The organism is Methanomassiliicoccales archaeon, assembly GCA_035527755.1.
GTDB lineage: Archaea > Thermoplasmatota > Thermoplasmata > Methanomassiliicoccales > UBA472 > UBA472.
In genome coordinates this window covers 17,638-42,199 of the sequence record DATKZX010000017.1, presented here as the reverse complement: position 1 = coordinate 42,199, position 24,562 = coordinate 17,638, and the positions used below count along the sequence as shown (strand labels likewise).

The window sequence follows — 24,562 nt, the reverse complement described above, 5'->3', positions numbered from 1 at the left end:
TAAATGGCTTATGGCATCCTTTGACGGGTCTCGGTGGCCTTCTCCGCGCTCTCCAGCAATTTCGACAACAGGGAATAGGCTTGGATCATGTCCTTGTCGTCCACTATGAAGATCGTGTCGGTATAGCAGGAAACGGTCTCCACCATGTTCACGCCCTGTTCCGCGAGGTTCGAGGACAGATATGAGAACACGCCGCTGGTCTCACCGATCTTCTGGGGACTTTTCACGGTGATCTCCACCAGGTTCTCCCTGACCCTCAGGACGTTGGACTGCCCGACCTCGTTGACCACATCGTTCCTCAGCTTCTCATCGGCGATGATGGTTATGGCCTGAGCCCCCTGGATCACCTGCATCAACGCCTTATGGTTGATGAGCTTGACGAATATCCGCTCCAGACGCTGTATGACCGTCCAATCGTTGTTGGCGGTGACTATGCATATCTTCGTCTTCACCTCCAGACGGCTGTCGGCCAGGATGGCCAGGATGTCACCCTCGTGGTCCTTCTTGGAAAGCTTCTGGGCGTAACGGCGGCAGGCGATCATGACCGCCTCCTCGTTCTTGATGCCCATTTCCTTCATTATCAATCTGGCCAGGGATGAATAGTTGATGAGGTCTTTGACCATACAGTCCTTGACCGAAGGGTGCGCGTCGATGTAACCGCGGGTCTTCTCGGCCACGCTTTCCTTCTGGGGCAGTTCCTTCATTGGAACCCGTACCTCGATTGAAATATTTGAATGTTTTATTTCAGACACTTTTCAGGACAGGAATTCGCCCAGGGTAAGGTTCAATTTGTCTACCGATCCCTGAGAGACTATCAGAGGAGGCACCAGTCGCAGAACCTTGCCCGCGCATACGTTGACCAGCAGCCCTTTCTGCAAAGCGTACCTCTGGAACTCTTTGGCCATGTCGCCCATCTCCAACCCCATCATGAGACCCATGCCGCGTACGTCGGATATCTCCGGATGATCGTTGGCCATGGACCTCAGGTCCTTCTTCCAGCTCTCCCCCAGCGTGGCCGCCCTTTCGACCAGCCCCTCGTTCTTCATGGTACGTATCACCGCGCTGGCGGCCACACAGGCCAGTGGATTCCCTCCGAAGGTGGTGCCGTGCGAGCCGGGGGTGAACGTCTTGGCTATGTCGGTCGAGGTGACTATGGCGCCGATGGGCACGCCGCCGCCCAGGCCCTTGGCCAGAGAGATGATGTCCGGAACCACGCCGAAATGCTGGAAGCCGAACCACTTCCCGGTGCGCCCCATGCCGGTCTGGACCTCGTCCACGATCATGAGGGCTCCGTGCTCCGAGCAGAGGTCGCGGACGGTGCGGAAGTACTCCTGCGACGCCGGCAGAACACCGCCTTCGCCCTGGACCGGCTCCAGAATGATCGCGGCGGTGGTCTTGTCCACCGCACCCTTGACCTCTTCGATGGAATTGTAATCTACGAACTTGACGTTCTTGGAAAGCAGCGGTTCGAAACCTTTATGATATTTCTCTTGGCCAGTGACCGAGAGCGTCACTGATGTCCTGCCGTGGAAGGAGTTGTGGCAGGCCACCACCTTTCCCCGGCCGGTATGCTTGACCGCCAGCTTCAAGGCGGACTCGTTGGCCTCGGCACCGCTGTTGCAGAACATGCTCTTACCCAGGGGAGCGGGGACGATCGAGGCCAAGGCCTCGGCCACGTCCACCTGCTCCTTGATCTGGTATAGGTTGGAGACGTGTATCATGCGGGAGACCTGCTCGGTGATCGCCCTCACCAGCTCCGGGTGGGCGTGCCCCAGGCAGTTCACGGCGATGCCTGCGACGTAATCGATGTACTTGTTGCCCTCCAGGTCCCATAGGAACTCCTTCTCACCGTGAGAGAAGCAGAGAGGTTCGCGTCCGTAGTTCTGGAAAAGGTAATAACCGCCCAGTTCCGCCACTTGCTTGCTGTCCATGTTCTCACCTCACAACTTCAGCCTGGTACCGAGGTTCCGGTCACCAAATAGCTGTTCCACTATCGCGTTCGGCATCTTCCCGCATATGATGTGGGCCACCTTGACCCCGCCGTGGAGCGCCAGGAAGCAGGCGTCCACCTTGGGTATCATGCCGTCCTTGAGAATTCCTGAGGATGTCAGGGGTCCGAGGTCCGCCTCCCTGATCTCCGGTATCGTGGAGGAAAGGTCCTCGAAGACCCTTAATACTCCAGGCACTTCGGTCACCAGCACCAGCTCCTCCGCCCCAACGCCCGCGGCCAATGCCGCCGCGGCGGTGTCGGCGTTCACGTTCATCATCTGCCCGGAATCGTCGGCACAGATGGAGTATATCACTGGCACGATGTCCTTCCGGCATAGAAGCTCGACCGCCCTAGGATCCACCCTGACGACCACGCCCACGTGCTCCAGGTCGACCTTCTCCGGCCCGTTCGGACCGTCGACGTCCACCGGCGCCATCTTCCTGGCCACCAGGGTGTTGACCTCGCTTCCGGCCATACCGATGCTGTTCAATCCCGCCTTGCGCAGGGAGACCACCAGCCGGTCGTTGATGCGGGACAGCACTGTCTTGGCGATCTGAAGGGTGGTATCGTCGGTTATGCGCAGTCCGGCGACCTTCCTTACGGGAAGTCCGCAGCGTTTCATCTCCTCGGTTATCTCCGGTCCCCCGCCGTGGACGATGATGGGTTTGAGACCCCTCCTTATCAGCTCGGCCATCTCCGCGGCGAAAAGATCTATCTGCTCCATGCCCCCGATGGAGGAGCCGCCGAACTTGACCACCACCATGCCATGAGGACGGTCGTTGACAGGGACTTCAGGGGACATCGCATCACGTGGTGTACATGGCGTTGATCTTGACGTAGTCATAGCTGAGATCGCATCCCCAGGCCTCGCCGGAGGAGTACCCCGCCCCCAGGTCCAGGTCCAGGATGATCTTCTTGTGCGACAGCACCTTGTGGGCCGCCGCCTCCACCTCGCTGCCGGGCGTCATGATGGGCGAACCGTTCTCGAACAGGGTGACGGAATCGCCGTTGTTCCTCAGCACCAGCTTGACCTTGTCCAGGTCGAACTCCGCCTCGGAGTTGCCCAGGGCGGCCAGGATGCGCCCGAAATTGGGGTCCGCACCGAAGATGGCCGTCTTCACCAGGGAGGAGGCGATGATGGCCCGGGCGGCGCTGCGGGCCTGCACCGGGTTCTTGGCCCCGTGAACCAGGACCTCGATGAGCTTGGTGGCGCCTTCACCGTCGATGACGATCTTCTTGGCCAGTTGCTGGGCGATGTACTGTACCCCTTCCCAGAAGGCCGGGTCGTCGTCCGCCGCCTTTCCCCCGGCCATGCCGTTGGCCATGAAAACGGAGATATCATTGGTGCTCTGGTCGCCGTCCACGCTGATGACGTTGAAGCTTACGTCCATCATGTCCTGCCAGCGGCGGTTGAAATTGTTGCTCAGTTGCGCGTCGGTCACCATGAACGAGAGCGTGGTGGCGTGCAGCACCTTCATCGCGGGGGAGATCATCCCGCTTCCCTTGGTTATGCCGGCGATGGTCACGATGGTGCCGTCCTTCAAGGTCACCTTGCAGGCGGCCTCCTTCTTGACCGTATCAGTGGTCATGATGGCCCGGGCGGCCATATCGTCGGATTCCGGCCCCTTCCCCAAAGCCCTAACGGCGTTCGGGATCCCCACGGTTATCTTGGCCATGGGCAGGAAACGGCTGATGACCCCGGTGGAGGCCACGCCGACCAGTTGGTCCTTGATGCCCAGCGTTTGAGCGGTCAGTGACACCATCTGATTGGCGTCGTATATCCCCTGCGATCCGGTGATGGCGTTGGCGTTGCCGCTGTTTATGACCAGCGCCTGAATGGTCTTGGGGTCCTTCTTCATCATGACATCGATGGGCGCCGCCCTCACCCTGTTCTGGGTGTAGGCGATGGCGCAGCGGGCCGGAACCTCTGAGAATATTATTGCCAGGTCCAGTTTCTCCTTCTTGATGCCGCAGTGCACCCCGGCCGCCTTGAAACCCTTGGGCGAGGTGATCCCTCCATTAAAAATCTCCATCTTCAAACCCCCAACCCCGGGAAGTCCAATCCCGTCTCCTCTGGCCATCCGAACATTGCGTTGCAGTTCTGAACAGCCTGCCCGGCTCCCCCTTTCACCAAGTTGTCTATCGTGCTCATGACCACCACGTTCCTACCACCCACCATTTCCAAGCCCACCTCGCAATGGTTGGAACCGATGACCCCCCTCATCCCCGGAACATCTGTCATGCGCACGAAACGCTTCCTACGGAAGAACTCGGCGTACATTTCCAGCAGCTCCTGTTTAGTAAGGTCGTCGTTCAGCTTAAGATACATGGTGCACAGCATCCCGCGCACCACCGGTATGAGATGCGGAGTGAAGACCACCTCCGCCGTGCGCCCTTGCAGACGGCTCAGGGTCTGAGCTATCTCGGGGGTGTGGCGGTGCCTTCCCACCTTGTAAGGATTGACGCTACCGCCGCAATTAGGGTGATGCGTCGCTTTGCTAGGCTCTATGCCCGCCCCGGAGGTCCCGCTCTTGGCATCTATGATAATGGTACCCTCCACCAGATGGTTGACGAAGAGGGGCGCCAGGCCCAAAGCGGAGCAGGTCGGATAGCAGCCGGGATTGGCCACGAAATCGGCCTTCGATATCTCGTCCCAATAGAGCTCGCTAAGACCGTAGACCGCCCTTCCCAGGTTGTCCAGGTCGGTATGCTCCTGACCGTACCAATCCTGATACGTCTTGGGGTCCTTCAACCGATAATCGCCGCTGAGGTCGATGACCTTGACACCGCTCCGAACGATATCCGGCACCAGCTTCATCGATGCGCCGTGGGGCGTGGCCAGAAATACCACGTCCAGTCCCTCGCCGTTGATCGATCCTGAGAACTTGAGGTCCACATAACCCCGGAGAAAGGGGTGGGTGTCAGAGACGTTCTGTCCGGCTAGCTGCCGAGAGGTTATCGCCTCCAAGGAGATCTTGGGATGACGGCTCAGTAGACGTGCTAGTTCCCCACCGATATATCCGGAACCTCCGACCACCGCTGCCTTGATCATTCCCTACCTCCTTGATATGAGAGTGTGCCGAATTATGAAATTGTTTATTAAGCATTATGACCCAAACGAGACATTTTACCCCCCTAAGGGATATTGACCCTTTCAAACAGGCTGATGATGATCTAACGGTCGAGTTCCTATAAAGAAATATTAAAAATACCATTTCTCTTTCGGTTCGAACGGGCATTGTTCTCCTTTCCAGCCCGGCCAACCAGGAAAGGGTCGAGGAGAATCATGGTCGGCCCCCCGGAAGCAAAGAGAGGTTGGAGACCACATCACGGCATGTGGATTATGCTTTTCATCGCCTGGGCCATGTGCTATCTGGACCGGGCACTGACCGGACCAGTGGTCTCCTGGATGATCACCAATGATTCCCCCATGCTGCTCGGCCTGGAGAACCCGCACGCGGTGGGCGGGGTCATCGGCTCCATGTTCTTCGCCGGCTACATGCTGACGCAGTTCCCCGCGGGATACCTGGGCGACCGATATGGGCGGAGAACGTTGGTGGTCATAAGCACCGTGTGGGCGGGAACGGCCACCATCCTCAGCGGGATGTCCCGGGATCTGACCGCGTTCGTGGGGACCAGAGTGATGACCGGTTTGGGTGAGGGAGCCTACTACTCCAACGATCGCGCCTTAGTGGTCAAGTACTCCCCGCCGGAGAAGGTGGGCACCGGCCTGGGCGTGGTGTTCGTCGGACTGGCGCTCGGAATGACCCTGGCGACGGTCTCGGCTCCTTGGTTGATCGATGCCGCCGGGGGGTTCATGGGCGATGACGCCTGGGCCTTTCCATTCCTATTGTTCGGTCCTCCCACCATCCTGGTCGGCATACTATTGCATCGATACCTGCCCGCGGGAGAGAACGAATCGTACCGGGGGGCGTTCCCCCGCCTGCTTCTTTACTCCCTCCTCTTCCTGACGGTCATCCTCGGGTTCTATCAGATCTCGCTGACGCTTCGCCTTGGGATACTCTGGCAGACATTGTTCGTGATGATCGCCGCCGCCCTGCTGGTGCTCCTGATATATGTCAGGCTGGGCACGGTCAGCGCCCTGGTGCTGCGGGACCGTTCCCTGCAGCTCACCTATCTTTCGGCCATCCCCATCCTGTTCACATTATGGTTCTTCGGGTTCTGGGTCCTCCTGGTGGTGGCGGAATCCTCAGAACTGGGATTGAGCGGGGCGGCAGTGTATGCCGGACTGTTCGGCGCCGCGAACGCCATAGGATATCCTTTGGGAGGGGTACTGTGCGACCGCTTCCCGGGTATCGTTCGCCGCAAGCGCCTTTACGTCGTCTCCTGCTTGACGGTGTCGGCTATGGTCCTTCTGCTGATCCCCTCCATAGAGGCGGTCGACCTTCTGTCCCTGGCCATCCTGCTCTTCGTCATAGGGGCGGTGTTCGCGGCCATGCAGACCGTGCACATGACCTTGACCGCCGACCTGTCCCCTCCAGACATGATGGGGCAGTCCTTCGGCATGTGGAACCTGGTGGCGGAGGTGGGGGCGCTGCTCTCTCCGGTGATATGCGGTTACCTGAGGGATGTGACCGGAGGATGGGAGGCGGCCATTCTCCTGACCTCCATCCTGCTCGTTATGAGCGCCGGACTAGTGCTCGCGGTCCCGCGCACTGTCCGATAATGAACTCTTCCATCGGACAATGTCTGTCCTTCGGCGATTTAGATTAATATGGTCGGCCACTTCCTCGGCGCAGATTCACATGGTTGTTAGCGGTAAGGTAGTTCGTGACAAGGTAGTGCTGGCCTACTCCGGAGGTCTGGATACATCTGTGGCCATACGCTGGTTGCAGCAGAATTATGATCTGGACGTGATCGCGGTGAGCATCAACGTAGGACAGCCGGGGAACCTGCAGGAGGCAGTGGACCGTGCGCTCAAGATCGGGGCGGTGCAGGCATACGCCTTCAACGCCACGGAGGAGTTCGTCAATGATTATATCGGACCGTCGCTGAAGGCCAACGCCCTGTATATGGGGTCATATCCGCTGGCCACGGCCATTGCCCGACCATTGATCTCCAAGATCATGGTGGACATCGCCAAGAAGGAGGGTGCCAAGTTCATCGCCCATGGCTGCACCGCCAAGGGCAATGACCAGGTACGCTTCGACGTCAGCATCGCCGCCTTGGCGCCGGACATCAAGATCATAGCCCCCATGAGGGAATGGGTCATGACCCGGGAGGACGAGATCGAGTACGCCCGGCAGAACGACGTGCCCATCACGGTCAAGAAGGAGTGCCCCTACAGCACCGATGAGAACATATGGGGCCGGAGCTGCGAATGCGGAGTGCTGGAAGATGCCAGTGTGGAGCCTCCGCGGGACGCCTTCGAATGGACGGTGGACCCTTCCGAAGCGCCGGACGAGCCTCAATACGTGGAGATCCATTTCAAGAAGGGGCTGCCGATCGGACTTGACGGTCACAAGGACATGTCCATGACCAAGATCATCGAGAGCCTGAACGAGATAGGCGGCCGTCACGGGTACGGGCGCATCGACCAGATCGAGGACCGCCTGGTCGGCTTAAAATCACGCGAGATCTACGAGTCACCGGCAGCGCTCATCCTGATAAACGCCCACAAGGACCTGGAGAAGATGGTGCTGACCAAGGACGTCTTCAACTTCAAACGCTCGGTGGAGCAGCGCTACTCCGAGCTGTGCTATGATGGTCTGTGGTTCTCCCCGCTAAAGGAGGCGCTGGACGCCTTCATAGATCAGACACAGGAGTTCATAGACGGCACCGTAAGGGTGAAGCTCTACAAAGGCAATGCCACCGTAGTGGGCCGTTCCTCGCCGCACTCCCTGTACGATACCGGGTTGGCCACCTACGCCCAGGGCGATCATTTCGATCACAAGTCCGCCGAGGGCTTCATCTACGTGTGGGGGCTGCCGCTGCGCAGCGTGGCCAAGGTCCAGAAGAAACAGTGATGTCCATGTCCGAAAAGCAACTGTGGTCCGGTCGTTTCGCCGAGGGTCCCAGCCAGATGACCCTTTCCTTCACCTCCTCCCTGTCGATCGACGCCAAGCTGGCCTGGTACGATATCGCCGGCTCCATAGCTCACGCCAAGATGCTGGCCGCCCAGGAGATCGTACCTCCGGAGGAGGGAAAGGAGATCGCCGAAGGTCTGAAGCAGTTGCTGAAGGAGGTGGAACAGGGCGACCTGGACATCTCCGAGGACCTGGAGGACATCCACACCAACGTGGAATCGCTCCTTACGGAACGGATCGGTGATGCCGGGAAGCGCCTGCACACCGCCCGCAGCCGGAACGACCAGGTCAGCACCGACCTCCGCATGTTCGTGCGGGACGCCATATTGGAGACGGTCGCCCTGCTGCTGGACGTACAGAGCACCCTGATGGAAAGGGCCGAGGAGGAAATGGAGACCATGATGCCCGGTTTCACCCACATGCAGCACGCCCAGCCGGTGAGCCTGGGGTTCCATCTTATGGCCCATGTCTTCCGCCTGCAGCGGGATGCCGAACGGTTCCTGGACGCCTACAAGCGGGTGAACCAATGTCCCCTGGGAGCAGGCGCCTTGGCCGGCACCGGGCACCATATCGATCGCGGCCTCACCTCGATGGCCTTGGGCTTCGACCGCCCGACGGATAACGCCATGGACACCGTCAGCGACCGGGACTTCGCCCTGGAGTTCGCCTACGTCTGCACCCAGACCATGGTGCACCTCAGCGGCATGGGTGAGGAGCTGGTGCTTTGGACCTCTCCGGAGTTCGGTTTCGCCGAGATGTCGGACGCCTTCGCCACCGGGAGTTCCATCATGCCGCAGAAGAAGAACCCTGACGTGGCCGAGCTGATCCGGGGAAGGAGCTCGCTGGCCATCGGCAACCTGATGCAACTGCTGACCCTGATGAAGGGATTGCCGCTGAGCTACAACCGGGATATGCAGGAGGACAAGGGACCGGTGTTCTCCAGCTACGAGACGCTGACCTCCTGCCTCTACGTCATCGGTCCCATGTACCACTCCCTTGCCTTCGACCGCGAGCGGATGAAGAACGCCTGCGCCAACGGCTTCCTGAACGCCACGGACCTGGCCGACCATCTGGTCGAGAGGGGCATGCCCTTCCGCCAGGCGCACGAGGTCGTAGGTGCTGCGGTCCGTTTCAGCGTCAAGGAAGGGAAGAAGCTGGAATCACTGAGCGTCGCGGAGCTCCAGCAGTTCTCCGAGCTTCTTGACCAGGGATCGCTGGACCACATATCCCTGGAAGCATGTATGCACCGTCGCAGCTCACCTGGAGGGACCGCCCCTGAGCAGGTCAAGGTACAGATAGGGACGGCCAGGCAAAAGGCGGAGGGGTACGAGGCCGAGTGTTACGGAGAGATCGCCCGCCTGGAAAAGGTCTGGGACGACCTCGGTCAGTGAATTTTTCATTTTTCTACGGAAGAAAAAGACGTTTGAAAAGTGTTCGGGAGCAAAGCTCCGAACCCTCCCTTCTTTCTATGCTCAACTTTCCAGGCAGGAAAGGGCGTTCCATTCCACCTGATGTTCCATACCGCTGCGGGTCAGCATCTTGCTGATCTTCTCGGTGACGCGCACCACCTCGCCGCTCTTGGACGAACCTTTGATGTAGAACTCCATCCTGGTCATGGGGAAGATCAACCGCATGCGGCCCTTGCGATTGTAACCTTCGGGCTTGCGGTTGTTCAGAAGCTCCACCTGATTGAGGTGCAGGAACATGTGCATGATCTCGGCATCCTCGGGGACCTGGTCCGTTTCCTCTAAGAAAAGCTTGAGCACATCAGGAAAGACCTCAGCTATGTCCTTATATTCTGTTTGGTCGTTCAACACGAAATGCCCACTGTTTGCTTTCATCGGCGTTTTCGATAAGACCTGGATTATATATAATTTGCCTGGGTGGATACGTCGTTCACCGATGCGGACCTACCACCTCCCGCCAAGATTATTAGTGCTGCAGGCGATTGTCCTTTCATGGCCGTCGTCCTTTCCATTGCCGGGTCCGATCCCATTGGCGGAGCGGGCATCGAGGCGGACATCAAGGCCATCGCATCCATGGGAGCACATGGCGCGGTGGTTTTGTCCGCCATCACAGCTCAGAACACCGTTGAGGTGCTGGATATGTTCCCGCTGCCTCCGGAGCAGATCATCTCACAGCTAAATGCCGTCCTGGATGACGTCAAGCCTGACGCCGTCAAGACCGGCATGCTGCACTCCGCTGCCACGGTGAAGGCCATTTCGTCCCTGCTTAAGGAATTGGACGTACCGCTGGTCATCGACCCCGTGCTCTTCGCAGGAGTGGGCACCGCCCTGCACCAGGAGGACCTGGCGAACGCATTGACGAAGGAGCTGTTCCCCATCGCCACGGTGATCACTCCCAACAAGGAGGAGGCCGAGGCCCTTTCCGGGATGGTGATAACCGATGGTGATTCCCTGGACAGGGTAGGCAGGCGCCTCCTGGACATGGGACCGGAGGCGGTGCTGCTGAAAGGAGGGCACCTCGGAGGCGAGATGGCCGTGGACGCCCTCTACACCAAGGACGAGATCTACGAATTGGCCTCCCCCAGACTGGACCGCCAGGTGCACGGCGCCGGATGCACCCTCTCGTCCTTCATCGCCTGCGGGCTGGCCTCTGGGCTCACCACCAAGGAGGCGGTCAAGGAGGCCAAGAGGCGCATCTACGATTCCATAGCCATGGCCGTGCCGGTTGGAAGGGGATCGCTGTGCATCAACCCTTCTGCCACCCTATACAAGGAGGCCATGCGTCACGCTGTCCAGGAGGCGGTGCGCTCGGGAGTGGGGATCATCGAGGACCGCATGCCCCCGCAGATGGTCCCTGAGGTCGGGCTCAATTTGGCGTACGCACTTCCCTACCCCCAGGGATATGGAGAGGTCTGCGGGGTGGAAGGACGATTGGTAAGGGCCGGGGACAGGGTGTGCCGGGTCGGGGAGGTGCGCTTCGGCGGCAGCCGGCACATAGCCCGAGTGGTAATGGCCGCCCAGGCCTTCGACCCTGAGGCCCGATGCGCCATGAACCTGAGGTTCTCCGAGGAGAACGTGGAACGCCTGCGCCGGTCGGGACTGGTCGTGGCCTCGTTCGATAGGGCCGGGGAACCGGACATGGTCTCCTCCATGGAATGGGGGACCGCAGAGGCAATAAAGGTAATTGGTAATGTACCGGACGTGATCTTCGACCGCGGAGGCGTGGGCAAGGAGCCCATGATCAGAGTGCTGGGAAGAGATCCAGGGCATGTTCTTTTCAAGATCATAGAGTTCCTAAAATGAGGTTGTTACCCTGAAGATAGCCATGTTCACAGATTCGTATCTACCCTCCAGAGATGGGGTGGTCACCTCCCTGTTGTTGACCAAGAGGGAGCTGGAGAGGCTAGGGCACACTGTGTACATCTTCGCCCCCAAACCGGCCAAGGGCGAGGACGAGGAGGAGGGCGTCTACTACTTCAGGTCGATCGGCTTCAACAAATATTCCGGTTACCGAATTCCCATCTTCCCCACCAACAAATGCGAGATACTGGCCGGGCTGGATGTGGATGTGATACACACCCATGGACTTCTGTTCCAAGGGTTGCGAAGCATGCTGGCCGGTCGGGCCCTGAAGAAACCAGTGGTATTAACCTTCCACACCATGGTCACCGAGGCGGCCAAGTTCTACAATTTCACCCCCTTTCCGGAATGGGTGATCCATCTAGGCATGTGGACCTATCTGCGTTCCCTGCTCCAACACTCGGAGGTGGTCATCGCCCCCACCTATGCCATCAAGAGCGAGATCGTTCACTACGCCCCCCGTATCAAACGGTTCGAGGTCATCCCCACCGGAGTGGACGCGGACCGGTTCCACAAGGACGTCGACGGCAGCGCCATCCGCAGGAGGTACGGGCTGGAGGACAAGAAGGTCATATTGCACTTGGGCCGGATCGCCTGGGAGAAGAACATCGACCTGGTGCTGAGGGGCTTCGCCCGGCTCATCGAGCAGGAGCCGGACGCCCGGTTGCTGCTGGTGGGAGAGGGACCGGCCAAAAAGCACGTGCAGAAGCTGGCCGTTGACCTGGGTGTTGAATCGAACGTCATTTTCACCGGATTCGTGCCAGACAGCGAGCTGCCTCAGTACTACGCCGCCTGCGACGTGATCACCCTGGCCTCCAAGTTCGAGACCCAGGGACTGGTCATCCTGGAGGCTATGGCCATCGGCAAACCGGCCTCCGGCATTCGCTACCGGGCGGTGGCGGAGATCATCAAGGACGGGGAGAACGGCTTCCTGTTCGAAGAGACCCCGGAGAGCTGGTCGCATGCCACCATGAAACTGCTAAAAGAGCCGGAGAAATACCGGAACGCCGCCTTGGCCAGGGCCAGCGAGTACTCCGCAGGGCAGTGGGCCACCCGTCTGCTGGACGTATACGAATACGCCATCGAGTCCAAGGCGGGAAGGGTTAGCGGAAAGGTTTTTTAATCGTCTGAGCGTACAAGAAAGAATGTTTGACATCGGTGAGACCTTCTACGGATTCTTCTCACCGCTGGGACTGGCAGGTTGGATAGCCTGCGTGTTCATACTTTTCTACGTGGACGCCATCGTGTTCCCGACCGTTCCCGAGCTCTTCGTGGTGCTCTTCTTCATGGCCGGATATGGGACGGTCCCGAGCCTGGTCCTGTGGACCCTTTTCATATTGACCATCGCCGTGGCCGAGGTATTGGGATTGACCACGCTGTACCTGATCGTCCGCCGGGTGAGGGTACCGGTCAAGATAGCCAACGCCGTGGAGCGTTACCGCTGCTTCCTGGTATGCCCCGACGAACGCATGATCCTGTGGAACCGCATCGCACCCATCCTGCCTTTCACCGGAGCGTTCGTGGCCATATGCAATTGGTCGTACAAACGCTCCATTTTCTATCAGGTTCTGGGCGGGACCATCAAGTACGGGCTGATATTGGCGGCCAGCAGTTGGTTGTTCGTTTACTTTGAGAACGGCACGGCCGCGGACATCACCTTGGTGATGGTAGGGGCCATCCTGGCGCTGAGCTTGATCGTGTCCACCTACCGCAAGCGCAAGGCAAGCCGAGAGGGCGGACAGTGTCCGTTGCCTTGAAGTGGATGCCTTTCACGGCTTGACCGCCCGTAGACGATCGGTATCGGCCGCCCATGATCTCCAATGCCATCATTCCTTTGTCGAGACCGGGGCCTGACGGAAGCTAGGCCATGACGACCTCATCAAAGGGTCGATGGACCGTATAAAAAGAGAAAGTATGGCGGGCGGACCGCCGTTGATGCTGCCCTATTCCAATATGGCAAAGATGGTTATGATGAACACCAGGCTCTTTCCCAGCAGCTCACTGTTGTAGTTCTTCACCGCAGTGCCGTTCTCCACGTCCACCTGGGTTATGAAAAAGGTCCCGGTGCCGTCCACACCCATGATATAATCGCTGTCAGCGTCTACCAGCTGGTGCTCCAGTGTGATCAGGTCAGAGGTGCTGTCGATATCGGTAACCAGCACGTCCCATCCGGTGGTGCTGTCGCCGTTGATGTGGTACTCGGTGTCGACCGTCGGGGTGTTCTTGACGACCACGCGGTCAGACTGCGTGTTGTACTCCAACACGGTCACGGGCCAGTCCCAGGAGGGGTCGGTCACTGTCAATCCAGCTACTGGACCGACACCGTATTCAGCGGTGAACTGAGCGGAGGTGAACGTCTCCAGGAGCGGCACGGTCTCGGTGAGATCGAAGGTCACCAGCTTGGCCAGGTCCATCGGACCGTAGGCCTCATCGGATGTTAGAGTGACGGCCTTGGTCTCACCAATGCGCATCCCCACCACCGCCGAATCGAACCCGGCGATCAGCTGACCGCCACCGACCTCGAAGCTCAATTGGGTGTAGGATGTTTGGTCACGCAGGGTGAAGGAGAGCGTCTTTGGGTACGCGGCGTCATTGATCGCGATGGAATAATTGGAGGTATCGAAGACCCTGCCGTCGGTCAATTTGCCGATGTAATCGACCTGGATGGTCTGACCTACGGTTACCAGATCACTGCTGGATCCCTCGGACTGACCTCCCTGATACAATACGATGACCACAGTGCTGGCACTGACCATCAGCACCCCGATCAGAACAATGAGCAGGACGTTCACGGCTCCCGCGACATCCTTGGACAGCCTATCGAACCTCATAACCATGCGATTCAGGCAAAACGTTTTCTTGAATTTAAACCTTGCTTACCACCAGGATACTACCCATCCGTGCTATAGCTATCCATGACGCTGGAATCGTTTATTTATATACGTGGACCATTACAGAAAATACCCTATCAGGCGATAAGATGAGGACCCTCTACATACACGCCGATTTCATGGAGTTCGAGGTTAAAAAACCCACCCCGGTGGCGGAAACCATCGACGACCAGGACAAGACTGGCAGGATGGAAGAGGTTCTGGTAGCCTTCATCACCGTGGAGAAGAAGGACCAGGACCGGGTGGAGGCTGTCGCCTCCCAGGCGTCCCGCGACATCATGGAGACCGCGGAGAAGGTGGGAGCGGAGCGCATCATGCTCTACCCCTACGCCCACCTGAGCCCGGACCTTTCCGATGCGGCCACCGGTAAGCGTATGCTACGGGATATGGAGGTCATCATCTCTGGCGCCGGTTGGTCCGTTCACCGCGCTCCGTTCGGCTGGTACAAGGCGTTCAAGATCAGCTGCAAGGGGCATCCCCTTTCGGAACTGTCCCGAGAGATCGAGGGAGAGGAGGAGCCGGAGGCACCAAAGGGCGAGGAGCGCTTCCTCGTGCTGATGCCCGACGGCACCGAGATCGCCCCGTTGGACTTTGATGGCGGCAGCGAGTGCTTCCGCATCATGATGAACAAGGAAGCCCTTAAGAAGGACTGGCCTTCAACCGGGGAGGTCAAGTACACCCGCCTCTGCAAGAAGTTCGGCATCAACTGGGAGAGCATGAGCGACGCCGGACACATGGCCTTCTCGCCCAAGGGCGCCCTCATGTTCGACCTGGTGGCCGATTACTCCTCCCGCATCGTCAATTCCATGTCATTGCCGGTCTACACCGTCCGAGGGACCAACATGTTCAGCATGGACGAGGGACCGGTGGCCGAGCACGCCAAGTTGTTCGGCGATAGGCTGTACGTCATCAAGGGAGAGAAGCGCGACTTCGTCTTGAGATACGCCGCCTGTCACCAGCAGTTCGCCATGATGCGCCTCTGGAACATCAGCTACAAGGTGCTTCCGTTCGGCGCGTTCGAAGTGGCCGATTCATATCGCTTGGAACAGTCCGGGGAGACCATGCTGTGCTTCCGTACCCGGCGCATGAACATGCCGGACCTGCACGTGGTGTGCACCGACATCCCCGAATCGGAGGACTGGTTCAGCCGCCTGGACGAGCGCATCTACAAGGAGGCGAACGACCTGGGTCGCGATTACGAGATGTTGGTCAACTTCTCCTCTTGGAACGCCTACATTCAGCACAAGGAAATGCTCATGGACATCGTGCGGAAGCACGACAGACCGGCGTTATTGCACTTCTATCCCGAAGGCATCAACTATTACTGGACGGTCAATATCGAGTATCACATCCTGGACGATCTGAAACGCGCCCGCGAGATAGGCACAGTGCAGATCGACGTGGGGAACGCCCAGCGCTTCGGCATCACCTACACCGATGAGGAAGGGAAGAAGATCTACCCGATCATACTGCACACCGCGGTCATCGGGACCATCGAACGTTACCTCTACATGCTCTTCGACACCGCGGTGGGAATGGAGACCCAGGGAAAACTAGGCACGCTGCCCACCTGGGTGATACCGGAACAGGTACGCTTCATGAACGTTTCCGAGAGCCACCTGGACAAGGCCAGGGAGATGGCCGACAAGGTACAGAAGGCCCAGATCCGCGTGGGCCTGGACGATCGCTCCGAGACCGTGGGCAAGAAGGTCCGGGCGGCCAAACAGGATTGGGTGGCCTACGCGGTCGTCATAGGCGACAAGGAGGTGGCCTCCGATGCGCTGATGGTCTACGACCGGGCGCAGAACAAGAACGTGGAAATGACCCTGGACCAGCTCATCGAGCGTGTAAGGTCGGAGATCGGCGACATGCCGTTCCGGCCCATGTACATGCCGAGGGAGATGAGCCGGCAGATCGATATGTGAGAGGAGGGTAATGTGCGAATAGTGCAGGTCAACGCCTTCCACTACCCTTTCATAGGGGGCATCGAGCATCGCCTGCATCACATCTGTTCCCGATTGGGAAAGGAGCATGAGGTCTTCATTCTCACCAGCCGGCTCCCGAACACGAAGGAAAGGGAGGAGATGGACGGATACACCGTCATTCGCCTGCCTACCAGGTTCGTCAATATCTACAACCCCCCATACGCCCACATCTCCGGGATCGGGGATGCCATTCGAGAACTGAAGCCTGACCTGGTGGACCTGCATTACCGCTGGGCGTCCTCACTTACGCGCGGCGTGCTGAATTTCCAGGGACCCAAGGTCTACACCTGCCACAATACCTTGGGAGAGGGAGTGGGGCTCACCCACTATATGAGCGAGATCAACGACCGCCTCTTCATGCGCCATCTTCCAAAGTTCGCCAGGGTGATATGCGTATCCGATTACATGCGCAGGGATGTGGCGGCGCGGGGTTTTGACGAGGACAAGCTGGTCACCATCTATAACGGGGTGGAGATCCCGGAAGCCAGCTTGAACGACGGCGACTACGTCCTTTCCCTAGGTCGCATCGTGCGTTTGAAAGGCCTCGATCATCTCATTGAGGCCATGGGAACGTTCGACGGAAAACTGAAGATCTGCGGAGACGGACCGGACCGCAAACGCCTGGAACGACTGACCGGCAAGCTTGGGCTGGGAGACAGGGTGGAGTTCCTAGGCCGCGTGAGCGAGAAGGAGAAGGCCAGGATGATGAGCGGCTGCAGCATGTTCGTGGTGCCTTCCATCCATGAGGCGTACGGCATGGTGGCGGCGGAGGCCATGTCCTACGGCAAGGCGGTAATCGCCTCGAACACCGGAGGGCTGCCGGAGGTGGTGGGCGACGCCGGAGTATTGGTTCCGCCCGGGGACCCTGCCGCTTTGGCCATGGCCATGAAGGATCTGCGCGGCCATGAGAAAAAAAGGAAGGAGCTTGGCCAGGCGGCCCGGGGGAGAATGGACGCGTTCTCCTGGGACGAGATGGCCAAGCGGACCGCCAAGACCTATTCTGATATCCTTAGGGAGCGAGCAACGTCACGTTGATCGTCTCCATCTGGTCCATGCCGACCGAGGCTTCCGTGAAGCTGAACTCCAGAACGTGGCCGCCTACCGTCAGGTCCTCGCTGAGGAAGTGGAAGTGGTAGCCGGGAACGTTCACCTCACCCAGGTCCGAAGGCATGCGGAAACCGATCATCACTCCGCTCAGGTCGTGGAACTCCATCACCGTCTCGTTGGCGATGACATCGACCAATGGCGGATATGGTTGAACCTGGGCGGGAATGCTGCGCACAGTTATCGACTCGAAATGCGCCTCGATCATGAAGGCGTAGACCTGCCCTTGGACCGGGACCTCTCCATCCAAGATCGTCCGGAGAACGGAATAGTTGGTCTCCGATGATATCAGGAATGAACGATCGGCATCGTAGTATGTGACCATGGCGAACGGCGTGATCGTCTGGTCCGGTATCTTCACGGGTCGCAGGTCCGTATCTGCCAGATAAGGCGTTCCATCGTAGATGATCATCTCACCGGCGATACCCTCGGTGGTGCCGATCCCGAAATCACCGTGGTCCATCATTTGGCTGATGGTCAGCGACCCGTCATATCCCCCGGAGACCAATCTCCCGTAGGTGGAATACTGAAAATACTCGTCGCTTTCCTGGGCCTCTCCCGGCGCCATCCAGAAACCTATCAGGCCGGCGACCAGCAGCATCCCTGCCACGCTTACCGTCAGATAGGCGGACCTCGTCAGTGTCATGGCCCTCCGAAAATATATGGATGATATTTAACATGACTGAACGACCGTCGTCCATCTGATAATTGGGGTATTTTTATCTAGGTCTCGATCGAGGACTAAAAAAGGAATACCGGAAGGGGTTTTTCGACGAGGACCTGAGGACCTCCTCCTGTCGTTACTTCTTCGACCGGCGAATGGCCTCGACCACGGCGTCACCGACCTCGTGCGTCTTCGCCGTTCCGCCCAGGTCCTGGGTGTATATTCCCTGGTCGAGAACGTTGCGCACCCCGTCGTTTATTACCTGTCCCAGGTCCCTGCGTCCCAGGTTGTCCAACATCATCTTGGTCGCCAGTATGGTGGCTATCGGATTGATGCGGTCCATGCCCCGGTACTTGGGGGCGGAGCCGTGCACCGGCTCGAACATGGAGATGCCCTGGGGGTTGATGTTGCCTCCTGGCGCAAGCCCCAACCCTCCGGTCACTTCGGCCAGCATGTCGGTGAGGATGTCGCCGAACATGTTCGGCGTGGCGATCACCCGGAACTTGTCCGGGTTCTTGACCAGGGCCATGGACATCGCGTCCACGTACATGAAGCCCAGTTCGATTCCGGCCCTGCGGCACTTCTCGGTCCACACTTCCCTCCACAGACCGTAGATGTTGCTGCAGACGTTGGCCTTGTCCACTACGGTGAGGTACTTCTCGCCGAACATCTTGACGTTGTCGATCACGAAGTCGGCGAAGCGATCGATGTTGCGCCGGGACATCATGCCTATCTCGAAGGCGTAATCGTCCGCAGCATCGGCGTTGACCTCCAGGCGGGCCTTCAGATCATAGAGATGACGCTTCACACGCAGGTCGATGGCCCCTTTGCCGTTGGATATCCGCCCACCAGCGCCTATGTAGTAATCCTCGGTGTTCTCTCGGAACACGTCGATATTGAAGTCCACGTCCCGCTTCAACCGTCCGAAGGGCTTCCACAGCGGGGCGGGGCGGTGGTTGATGTACTGATCGAAGGTGAAACGCAGCTCCAGCAGTATGCCCTTCTCCAGCACGCCGGGCTTGATCCGTTCGTCGCCGATGGCGCCCAGGAAGATGGTATCGAACTTTTTCAGCTGCTCCACGTCGTTGGCGGTGAGCAGGTCACCGGTTCGCAGATAACGTTCTGAATTGATCTCGAACTCCTGGTAATCGAACTCTACCGAATAGTTCTCCGACAGGACGTCGAGGACCTTGATCCCCTCGGCCACCACTTCCGGACCTATGCCGTCTCCCGGCAGTACCGCTATCTTGAACATCTCTTTTCCTCCTTGATCTTGGCCATGAGGCCGCCCTTGTCGATGAGGTCCTGGACGAACTCGGGGAAGGGGGCGAAGCTCCATTCCTTCTCCTTGGTCTCGTTGACGATCACGCCCTTATCGAAGTCCACGGAGAGGGTGTCCCCATCGTCGGCCTCCACCGTGCACTCCACTGGCAGCAACCCGGTGTTAATGCAATTGCGATAGAATATCCTTGCGTAGCTCTGAGCGACCACGCAGGAGATGCCCATCTGCAGCAGCGCCCGGGGAGCGTGCTCCCTGCTGGAGCCGCAGCCGAAGTTGCGTCCGGCCACGATGACATCCCCTTCCTTCACCTGCTTGGCCATCTCGGGGCGGACCTTCTCGAACGCGAAGGTGCCCAGGCGCGCGTTGTTATCACTGGTCAATCGTTCAGCTGGAATTATCTGGTCCGTGTCCACGTGGTCGCCGAACGCCCATACCTTGCCCTTTACGTTCTTCATCTCAGCCCTCCAGGTCCTGCGGGACGGTGATCCTTCCCCTGACGGCCGAGGCGGCCACCACTGCCGGTCCGGCAAGGTAGACCTTGGAATCACGATGTCCCATTCGGCCAATGAAATTGCGATTGGTACTGCTGACGCAGCGCTCCCCGGGAGCCAATATCCCCATGTGCCCTCCCAGGCAGGCGCCGCAGGTGGGGCCGGAGACGAAGGCCCCGGCGCGGGAGAACTCGGCGACCAGCCCCTCGTCCAGGGCCTGCTCGAACACCTTGACGGAAGCGGGCACCACGATCATCCTGACGTTGGGGTGCACTTTCTTTCCGCGCATGACCTCGGCGGCTATGCGCAGGTCCTCTATCCGTCCGTTGGTGCAGGATCCCAGGTAGGCCTGGTCGATCTCCACGTCCACCTCACTGGCCGGCTTCCCGTTGCTAGGCAGGTGCGGCAGGGCGACCATGCTCTCCAGTTCGGATAGGTCGTATTCCAGGGTGCGTTCGTAAACGGCTCCATCGTCGGCGAAGGTCGCCTTGAACCCTTCCTTGCGCACCGTCTTCATGTACGCCACCGTGGCCGCGTCACAGGGGAATATGCCCGCCTTGCCACCGGCCTCGATGGCCATGTTGGAGACGGACAGACGGTCGGACACGCTCAGCGCCGCCACGCCGGTCCCCCCGAACTCCAATGTCTTATACGTCGCCCCATCAACGCCGATGTCGCTGATGATCTTCAGCACCAGGTCCTTGCCGCCCACGTATTTGGACGGCCGGCCTTTGAGCAGGATGCGAATGGACCCCGGCACCTTGAACCAGAGACGCCCGGTGGCGAACACCGCCGCCGCCTCGGAACTGCCCACGCCAGTGGAGAAGGCGTTCACTCCGCCGTAGGTGCAGGTATGCGAATCGGCGCCTACCACCAGGGCGCCAGGATAGGCGAAGCCGTGGTCCAGCATGACCTGGTGGCATACGCCTCCCCGGCCGACCTCGAAATAGTTGCGAATGTCCCAGCGCTTGGCGAACTCCCGCATCTCTTTGGCCTGCTGAGCGGAGGCCACGTCCTTGTTGGGCACGAAGTGGTCCGGGATGAGCACGATCTTATCCCGCACCGGTTCGCAGCCCAATGCCTCGAACTCCTGGAAGGCCAGGGGACCGGTCACATCGTTGACCATGACGTGGTCCACCTCCGCTTCGACTATGTCACCTGCCCGGGCGTCCTTCCCGGACTTCATTGACAAGATCTTTTCCGATATGGTCTTGGGATGGCTCGTTCTCAATTTTATCACTCCTAAAGTTTTTGCCTGGCCATCAGACGGTCGATGGCCTCCATGGCCGCGTCCACGCTGGTGAGGACTATGTCCGAACCGATGCTCTTGCCCACCGACATGACCTTCTGGTCACCGTTCAGCTTGAGCTTGACCGTGACCTCGCATAGGGCGTCGCTGCCCCCGGTGATGGCGCTGAGCCGGTATTCCGTCAGCGAAATGTTCTTGCTGACCGCGGAACGGATGGCGTTCAGGGCGGCATCGACCGGTCCGATACCAACGTCCGAGGACCTGGTCAGCACCCCGTCGATGTCCACCACCACGGTGGATGTGGGGGTGATGTTCATGCCGGTGAACACCGTGAACTCCTTGAGCTTGACGTGACGCCTCTCCTTATCCACCCGGCCGGCGATGTGCAGCGCTAACGCCACGAGTTCGGCATCGTCCACGTTCTTGCCGCTCTCGGCCAGCCTCTTGATCTTATCGACCACGTCGGCCAGCAGATTATCGGTTAGCGAGATGCCGTACTCGGAAAGCTTCTCCTTGACCGAGTGGGCGCCGGTGTGCTTGCCCATGACGATGTTGCGCTGCATGCCCACCAGCTCGGGGCTGAACGCTTCGTAGGTGGAGGGGTCCTTGAGCACGCCGTGCACATGGATGCCCGACTCGTGGGCGAAGGCGTTGTTGCCCACGATGGCCTTGTTGTCCGATATCGGCATACCGGTCAGGCGGGCCACGGTCTTGGATGCCATGCCCAGTTTCCGGGTGTCGATGTTAGTACGTACGTTCAGGAATGCCAGGAGCCCCATGACCACCTCTTCCAGGGCGGCGTTGCCGGCCCTCTCCCCCAGCCCGTTGACGCAGACGTGGACCTGGCGCGCGCCTTTTCGCACCGCTGCCAGCGAATTGGCGGTGGCCATTCCGAAATCGTCGTGACAGTGCGTCGATAGCGGCACGCGGGTCACCCTCATGACCTCGGAGACCAGATATTCCATGGCCGCGGGTGACATGGTACCTACGGTGTCCGGCAGGTTGATCTTGTCCACGCCGGCCTCCTGGACCGCCATGTGCATCTCCTTCAGGAACTCGAGCTCGGTGCGGGTGCCGTCCTCACAGGAGAACTCGACGATCACCCCACGGGACTTGGCGTACTCCACCGCCTCTACGGCGCGGGAGCGCACCTCCTCCTTGGTCATCTTCAGCTTGTTCTTCATGTGAGATTCGGATGTGGCGATGAAGACGTGCACGTAGTTGACACCGGCGTCGACCGCCGAATCGATGTCCTGCTTCGAGCATCTGGCCAGTCCGCATATCTTGGCGTTCAGGCCCAGCGAGCAGATCTTGCGGATGGCATCCTGCTCCCCCTTGGATGTCCGGGGGAACCCGGCCTCGATGACGTCGACGCCCAGATCGTCCAGCATCTGGGCTATGCGTACTTTATCCTCCAGTGAGAGCGCGACCCCGGGGGTCTGCTCTCCGTCACGCAGAGTGGTGTCCAGTATCTCCACTGAAGATGGTGTGGACGAGTCCAAAGCGAACCGGTTGAAATGACTGGTGAATATCCGGTTAGCCTCTGGCCCACGAGCATTGGAGTTCTGACTACATGACGATCGAAGTTCGGTCACTAAAACCACCTCTCACATCCGAGGTTGAAGCGATGAGCCACTTTAAGCACGCAAAAGAACGTATCCGTCCACGAATTTGATGCTCATCATCATACCTCGTATGTATGGGATGTGAACCGGAAACATATTATTTAATTATTGCTAACCCCTGGCGCGCCTCACACCCCGCGGCGTTCACCCCATATGATCTTGTGCAGTTGGGGCAGCACCCGCACCTCCAATCCCCGGGACAACACGAACGAGACCACTGGTTCCAGGGATAGTCCGCCAACGGGGGTGAATATGACCGGACAGCAAGGACAATATTGTCGAACCACTGCTTCCGCCCTTTCAAGGTCCTTTTGGTCTGAGACCACGAACTTCAACTGGTCCTTCGGCCTCAATCGTTCCAGATTGCCCAGGCACATGCTGCCCTCCTCTCCGGAGGACGGGCATTTGTAATCCATGCTGACCAGGAGCTGCGGATGATCGGGCAGCCCCTCCAATGAGATGGACCCATTGGTCTCCAGGGTCACATGCTTGCCTTTCTCCAGCAGGGCGGCGATCAAAGAATGCGACCCCGGGTTCCATAGCGGCTCCCCTCCGGTCAGGCAAATATGACGCACATCAAAGGACAGCGTTCTCTCCAGCACCTGTCCCAGTGAAAGCTCCTCGCCCTCCTGGTTCGCGTAGCGCGTATCACACCAGCGGCAGCTCAGATTGCATCCGGTGAGGCGGACGAACACCGTCGGCAGCCCCATGGTCCGGCCTTCTCCCTGGATGGAGAGGAACACCTCGTTGACCAGCATCCTATTCCTCGTAGGGGATCGGATCTGTGAAACCGGCCTCCTCGAATCCTTTGAGGCGGAGGACGCAGGAATCGCAGTGCCCGCAGGCCTTCTCTCCACCGCGGTAGCAGCTCCAGGTAAGGTTCAGTGGTGCCTCGAGCATCATTCCCAATTTGACGATCTCGGCCTTGGTCCTGCGCAAAATGGGGTGCTCCACCTTCACTGGATGTCCCAGTGTTCCGGATTTCGTGCCAACCTCCAGCATCTGCTCGAACGCCAGGAAGAACTCCGGCCGGCAGTCGGGGTAGCCACTATAGTCGATGGAGTTCGCCCCGATGAAGATGCGGCTTGCACCGATACTTTCGGCCATACCGACGGCGACGCTCAGAAAGATGATGTTCCTGGCCGGCACATAGGTGTCCGGGATATCGTAACCGATTAGATCGGCGGCGCGGTCCGGCACCGGTATCGAGGGATCGGTCAGGGCGCTATGGAAGGAGGTGAGGGGTATTTCCATGATGACATGGGGGACCCCGTAATGTTTGGCGACGGCCTTGGCGGCCTCCAGTTCCTTTTTGTGGCGCTGCCCGTAGTTGATGGTCAGGGCCGTCACTTCGAACCCTTCGCGAATCGCGTAGGCCATGGTCACTGTGGAATCTAGTCCGCCCGATAATAAGCATATCGATTTCATTTACTACCCTCCAACCTCTGATTGACCCAGGCGCTCTGCCCCAGCTCCTCGTGCACCCCTACCTCCACCTCTTTCACGTTGGAAGGGAAGTTCACCAGTTCCAGGATCTTCGTAAGTATGAAACGGCTGAGCTCTTCGGCACTGCTCTCCTCGGTCGGCAGCAGCACAACGTCCTCCTTGGGCAGGACGTACTTCTTGTCATCTGTCCTGATGATGATCTCCTCACCCTGCGAAATGGTGAGCTTCTTGGAGTTGGCCGGTATGAGCACCCGATGGTCCAGTTGGTCCGCGATGACCCTCATCTCCCGCTTCAACGGTATGAAGTCCATCATCATGCCGTCCGAGCCCACCTCTCCATGAAGCTTGAGGCTGACCACATACGTGTGACCATGAAGCCTGCCGCACTTTTGGTGGCCGGCGATGAAATGACATGCCGAGAAGCGTATCCCAGCGAATTCCCCGTCTATCTCCAATCTCATC

General features: G+C 59.1%; 23 protein-coding genes. 8 read left to right on the top strand and 15 right to left on the bottom strand.

Going from position 1 to position 24,562, the window contains the following annotated elements; translation table 11 throughout:
* Nucleotides 1-8: 8 nt before the first annotated feature.
* The 5 genes from VMW85_06310 to argC are packed head-to-tail and all read right to left on the bottom strand — an operon-like array spanning nucleotide 9 to nucleotide 5,042.
* Entirely contained in the window at nucleotides 9-704 is a 696-nt protein-coding gene (locus VMW85_06310; protein HUT27641.1) for an ACT domain-containing protein, read from the bottom strand.
* A gap of 51 nt (nucleotides 705-755) precedes the next feature.
* Nucleotides 756-1,931 carry an acetylornithine transaminase gene (locus tag VMW85_06305; protein HUT27640.1) on the bottom strand — a complete coding sequence of 392 codons (1,176 nt, stop codon included), beginning with the start codon at nucleotides 1,929-1,931 and terminating at the stop codon, nucleotides 756-758.
* 9 nt (nucleotides 1,932-1,940) lie between these two features.
* Complete coding sequence (argB, locus tag VMW85_06300) at nucleotides 1,941-2,792, bottom strand: acetylglutamate kinase (protein HUT27639.1); 852 nt, start codon at nucleotides 2,790-2,792, stop codon at nucleotides 1,941-1,943.
* 4 nt (nucleotides 2,793-2,796) lie between these two features.
* The gene (argJ, locus tag VMW85_06295) at nucleotides 2,797-4,023 is read right to left on the bottom strand and encodes a bifunctional ornithine acetyltransferase/N-acetylglutamate synthase (GenBank protein HUT27638.1); all 1,227 of its coding nucleotides are present in this window, start codon (nucleotides 4,021-4,023) and stop codon (nucleotides 2,797-2,799) included.
* 2 nt (nucleotides 4,024-4,025) lie between these two features.
* Nucleotides 4,026-5,042, bottom strand: coding sequence for an N-acetyl-gamma-glutamyl-phosphate reductase (gene argC / locus VMW85_06290; protein ID HUT27637.1), 1,017 nt, complete (start codon nucleotides 5,040-5,042; stop codon nucleotides 4,026-4,028).
* Nucleotides 5,043-5,276: 234 nt separating this feature from the next.
* On the opposite strand from argC, the gene VMW85_06285 reads away from it, so the two are divergent.
* From VMW85_06285 to argH, 3 genes are all read left to right on the top strand, one after another.
* On the top strand, nucleotides 5,277-6,677 hold the full coding sequence (locus tag VMW85_06285) for an MFS transporter (GenBank protein ID HUT27636.1): 1,401 nt from the start codon (nucleotides 5,277-5,279) through the stop codon (nucleotides 6,675-6,677).
* A 79-nt stretch (nucleotides 6,678-6,756) separates the two neighbouring features.
* Complete coding sequence (locus tag VMW85_06280) at nucleotides 6,757-7,977, top strand: argininosuccinate synthase (GenBank protein ID HUT27635.1); 1,221 nt, start codon at nucleotides 6,757-6,759, stop codon at nucleotides 7,975-7,977.
* Nucleotides 7,977-9,428, top strand: a complete 1,452-nt coding sequence (gene argH / locus VMW85_06275; protein ID HUT27634.1) for an argininosuccinate lyase — start codon at nucleotides 7,977-7,979, stop codon at nucleotides 9,426-9,428. The genes VMW85_06280 and argH overlap by 1 nt, the downstream gene beginning before the upstream one ends.
* Before the next feature lie 81 nt (nucleotides 9,429-9,509).
* On the opposite strand, the gene VMW85_06270 is transcribed toward argH, so the two are convergent.
* On the bottom strand, nucleotides 9,510-9,878 hold the full coding sequence (locus VMW85_06270; protein ID HUT27633.1) for a hypothetical protein: 369 nt from the start codon (nucleotides 9,876-9,878) through the stop codon (nucleotides 9,510-9,512).
* A 117-nt stretch (nucleotides 9,879-9,995) separates the two neighbouring features.
* Here VMW85_06270 and thiD point away from each other — a divergent pair, with 117 nt between their 5' ends.
* Genes thiD through VMW85_06255 form a run of 3 tightly spaced genes read left to right on the top strand, consistent with a single transcriptional unit; the run spans nucleotide 9,996 to nucleotide 13,120 of the window.
* Complete coding sequence (gene thiD, locus VMW85_06265; GenBank protein ID HUT27632.1) at nucleotides 9,996-11,306, top strand: bifunctional hydroxymethylpyrimidine kinase/phosphomethylpyrimidine kinase; 1,311 nt, start codon at nucleotides 9,996-9,998, stop codon at nucleotides 11,304-11,306.
* Between the two features lie 22 nt (nucleotides 11,307-11,328).
* On the top strand, nucleotides 11,329-12,486 hold the full coding sequence (locus VMW85_06260) for a glycosyltransferase (protein ID HUT27631.1): 1,158 nt from the start codon (nucleotides 11,329-11,331) through the stop codon (nucleotides 12,484-12,486).
* A gap of 22 nt (nucleotides 12,487-12,508) precedes the next feature.
* Nucleotides 12,509-13,120 (top strand): hypothetical protein, encoded by a 612-nt coding sequence (locus VMW85_06255; GenBank protein ID HUT27630.1) that lies wholly within the window; start codon nucleotides 12,509-12,511, stop codon nucleotides 13,118-13,120.
* A 186-nt stretch (nucleotides 13,121-13,306) separates the two neighbouring features.
* Here the strand turns inward: VMW85_06255 and VMW85_06250 are convergent, their stop codons facing one another.
* Entirely contained in the window at nucleotides 13,307-14,194 is an 888-nt protein-coding gene (locus tag VMW85_06250; protein HUT27629.1) for an FKBP-type peptidyl-prolyl cis-trans isomerase, read from the bottom strand.
* Between the two features lie 149 nt (nucleotides 14,195-14,343).
* On the opposite strand from VMW85_06250, the gene VMW85_06245 reads away from it, so the two are divergent.
* Together VMW85_06245 and VMW85_06240 are read left to right on the top strand one after the other, a co-directional pair.
* On the top strand, nucleotides 14,344-16,179 hold the full coding sequence (locus VMW85_06245) for a threonine--tRNA ligase (protein HUT27628.1): 1,836 nt from the start codon (nucleotides 14,344-14,346) through the stop codon (nucleotides 16,177-16,179).
* Nucleotides 16,180-16,191: 12 nt separating this feature from the next.
* Nucleotides 16,192-17,274, top strand: coding sequence for a glycosyltransferase family 4 protein (locus VMW85_06240; protein HUT27627.1), 1,083 nt, complete (start codon nucleotides 16,192-16,194; stop codon nucleotides 17,272-17,274).
* On the opposite strand, the gene budA is transcribed toward VMW85_06240, so the two are convergent.
* The 8 genes from budA to VMW85_06200 form a co-directional block, all read right to left on the bottom strand.
* Nucleotides 17,249-17,989, bottom strand: a complete 741-nt coding sequence (gene budA, locus VMW85_06235) for an acetolactate decarboxylase (GenBank protein ID HUT27626.1) — start codon at nucleotides 17,987-17,989, stop codon at nucleotides 17,249-17,251. The genes VMW85_06240 and budA overlap by 26 nt on opposite strands.
* A gap of 154 nt (nucleotides 17,990-18,143) precedes the next feature.
* A complete protein-coding gene (locus tag VMW85_06230; protein ID HUT27625.1) occupies nucleotides 18,144-19,262 on the bottom strand; it encodes an isocitrate/isopropylmalate family dehydrogenase in 1,119 nt (372 codons plus the stop codon).
* On the bottom strand, nucleotides 19,250-19,744 hold the full coding sequence (locus tag VMW85_06225) for a 3-isopropylmalate dehydratase small subunit (GenBank protein HUT27624.1): 495 nt from the start codon (nucleotides 19,742-19,744) through the stop codon (nucleotides 19,250-19,252). The genes VMW85_06230 and VMW85_06225 overlap by 13 nt, the downstream gene beginning before the upstream one ends.
* Nucleotide 19,745: 1 nt before the next feature.
* Nucleotides 19,746-21,011: a 3-isopropylmalate dehydratase large subunit gene (locus VMW85_06220; protein ID HUT27623.1), complete on the bottom strand. Its 1,266-nt coding sequence runs from the start codon at nucleotides 21,009-21,011 to the stop codon at nucleotides 19,746-19,748.
* Between the two features lie 11 nt (nucleotides 21,012-21,022).
* Entirely contained in the window at nucleotides 21,023-22,624 is a 1,602-nt protein-coding gene (locus VMW85_06215; GenBank protein HUT27622.1) for a 2-isopropylmalate synthase, read from the bottom strand.
* 158 nt (nucleotides 22,625-22,782) lie between these two features.
* Nucleotides 22,783-23,412 carry a radical SAM protein gene (locus tag VMW85_06210; GenBank protein HUT27621.1) on the bottom strand — a complete coding sequence of 210 codons (630 nt, stop codon included), beginning with the start codon at nucleotides 23,410-23,412 and terminating at the stop codon, nucleotides 22,783-22,785.
* Nucleotide 23,413: 1 nt separating this feature from the next.
* Nucleotides 23,414-24,082 carry a 7-cyano-7-deazaguanine synthase QueC gene (queC, locus tag VMW85_06205; protein ID HUT27620.1) on the bottom strand — a complete coding sequence of 223 codons (669 nt, stop codon included), beginning with the start codon at nucleotides 24,080-24,082 and terminating at the stop codon, nucleotides 23,414-23,416.
* Nucleotides 24,079-24,561, bottom strand: coding sequence for a 6-pyruvoyl tetrahydropterin synthase family protein (locus tag VMW85_06200; GenBank protein ID HUT27619.1), 483 nt, complete (start codon nucleotides 24,559-24,561; stop codon nucleotides 24,079-24,081). The genes queC and VMW85_06200 overlap by 4 nt, the downstream gene beginning before the upstream one ends.
* Nucleotide 24,562: the final 1 nt, after the last annotated feature.

Excerpts from the sequence above, each read along its gene's own strand:
- VMW85_06310 (HUT27641.1), bottom strand. The coding sequence starts at position 704 with ATGAAGGAACTGCCCCAGAAGGAAAGCGTGGCCGAGAAGACCCGCGGT.
- VMW85_06305 (HUT27640.1), bottom strand. The coding sequence starts at position 1,931 with ATGGACAGCAAGCAAGTGGCGGAACTGGGCGGTTATTACCTTTTCCAG.
- argB (HUT27639.1), bottom strand. The coding sequence starts at position 2,792 with ATGTCCCCTGAAGTCCCTGTCAACGACCGTCCTCATGGCATGGTGGTG.
- argJ (HUT27638.1), bottom strand. The coding sequence starts at position 4,023 with ATGGAGATTTTTAATGGAGGGATCACCTCGCCCAAGGGTTTCAAGGCG.
- argC (HUT27637.1), bottom strand. The coding sequence starts at position 5,042 with ATGATCAAGGCAGCGGTGGTCGGAGGTTCCGGATATATCGGTGGGGAA.
- VMW85_06285 (HUT27636.1), top strand. The coding sequence starts at position 5,277 with ATGGTCGGCCCCCCGGAAGCAAAGAGAGGTTGGAGACCACATCACGGC.
- VMW85_06280 (HUT27635.1), top strand. The coding sequence starts at position 6,757 with ATGGTTGTTAGCGGTAAGGTAGTTCGTGACAAGGTAGTGCTGGCCTAC.
- argH (HUT27634.1), top strand. The coding sequence starts at position 7,977 with ATGTCCATGTCCGAAAAGCAACTGTGGTCCGGTCGTTTCGCCGAGGGT.
- VMW85_06270 (HUT27633.1), bottom strand. The coding sequence starts at position 9,878 with ATGAAAGCAAACAGTGGGCATTTCGTGTTGAACGACCAAACAGAATAT.
- thiD (HUT27632.1), top strand. The coding sequence starts at position 9,996 with ATGGCCGTCGTCCTTTCCATTGCCGGGTCCGATCCCATTGGCGGAGCG.
- VMW85_06260 (HUT27631.1), top strand. The coding sequence starts at position 11,329 with ATGTTCACAGATTCGTATCTACCCTCCAGAGATGGGGTGGTCACCTCC.
- VMW85_06255 (HUT27630.1), top strand. The coding sequence starts at position 12,509 with ATGTTTGACATCGGTGAGACCTTCTACGGATTCTTCTCACCGCTGGGA.
- VMW85_06250 (HUT27629.1), bottom strand. The coding sequence starts at position 14,194 with ATGAGGTTCGATAGGCTGTCCAAGGATGTCGCGGGAGCCGTGAACGTC.
- VMW85_06245 (HUT27628.1), top strand. The coding sequence starts at position 14,344 with ATGAGGACCCTCTACATACACGCCGATTTCATGGAGTTCGAGGTTAAA.
- budA (HUT27626.1), bottom strand. The coding sequence starts at position 17,989 with ATGACACTGACGAGGTCCGCCTATCTGACGGTAAGCGTGGCAGGGATG.
- VMW85_06230 (HUT27625.1), bottom strand. The coding sequence starts at position 19,262 with ATGTTCAAGATAGCGGTACTGCCGGGAGACGGCATAGGTCCGGAAGTG.
- VMW85_06225 (HUT27624.1), bottom strand. The coding sequence starts at position 19,744 with ATGAAGAACGTAAAGGGCAAGGTATGGGCGTTCGGCGACCACGTGGAC.
- VMW85_06210 (HUT27621.1), bottom strand. The coding sequence starts at position 23,412 with ATGCTGGTCAACGAGGTGTTCCTCTCCATCCAGGGAGAAGGCCGGACC.
- queC (HUT27620.1), bottom strand. The coding sequence starts at position 24,082 with ATGAAATCGATATGCTTATTATCGGGCGGACTAGATTCCACAGTGACC.
- VMW85_06200 (HUT27619.1), bottom strand. The coding sequence starts at position 24,561 with ATGAGATTGGAGATAGACGGGGAATTCGCTGGGATACGCTTCTCGGCA.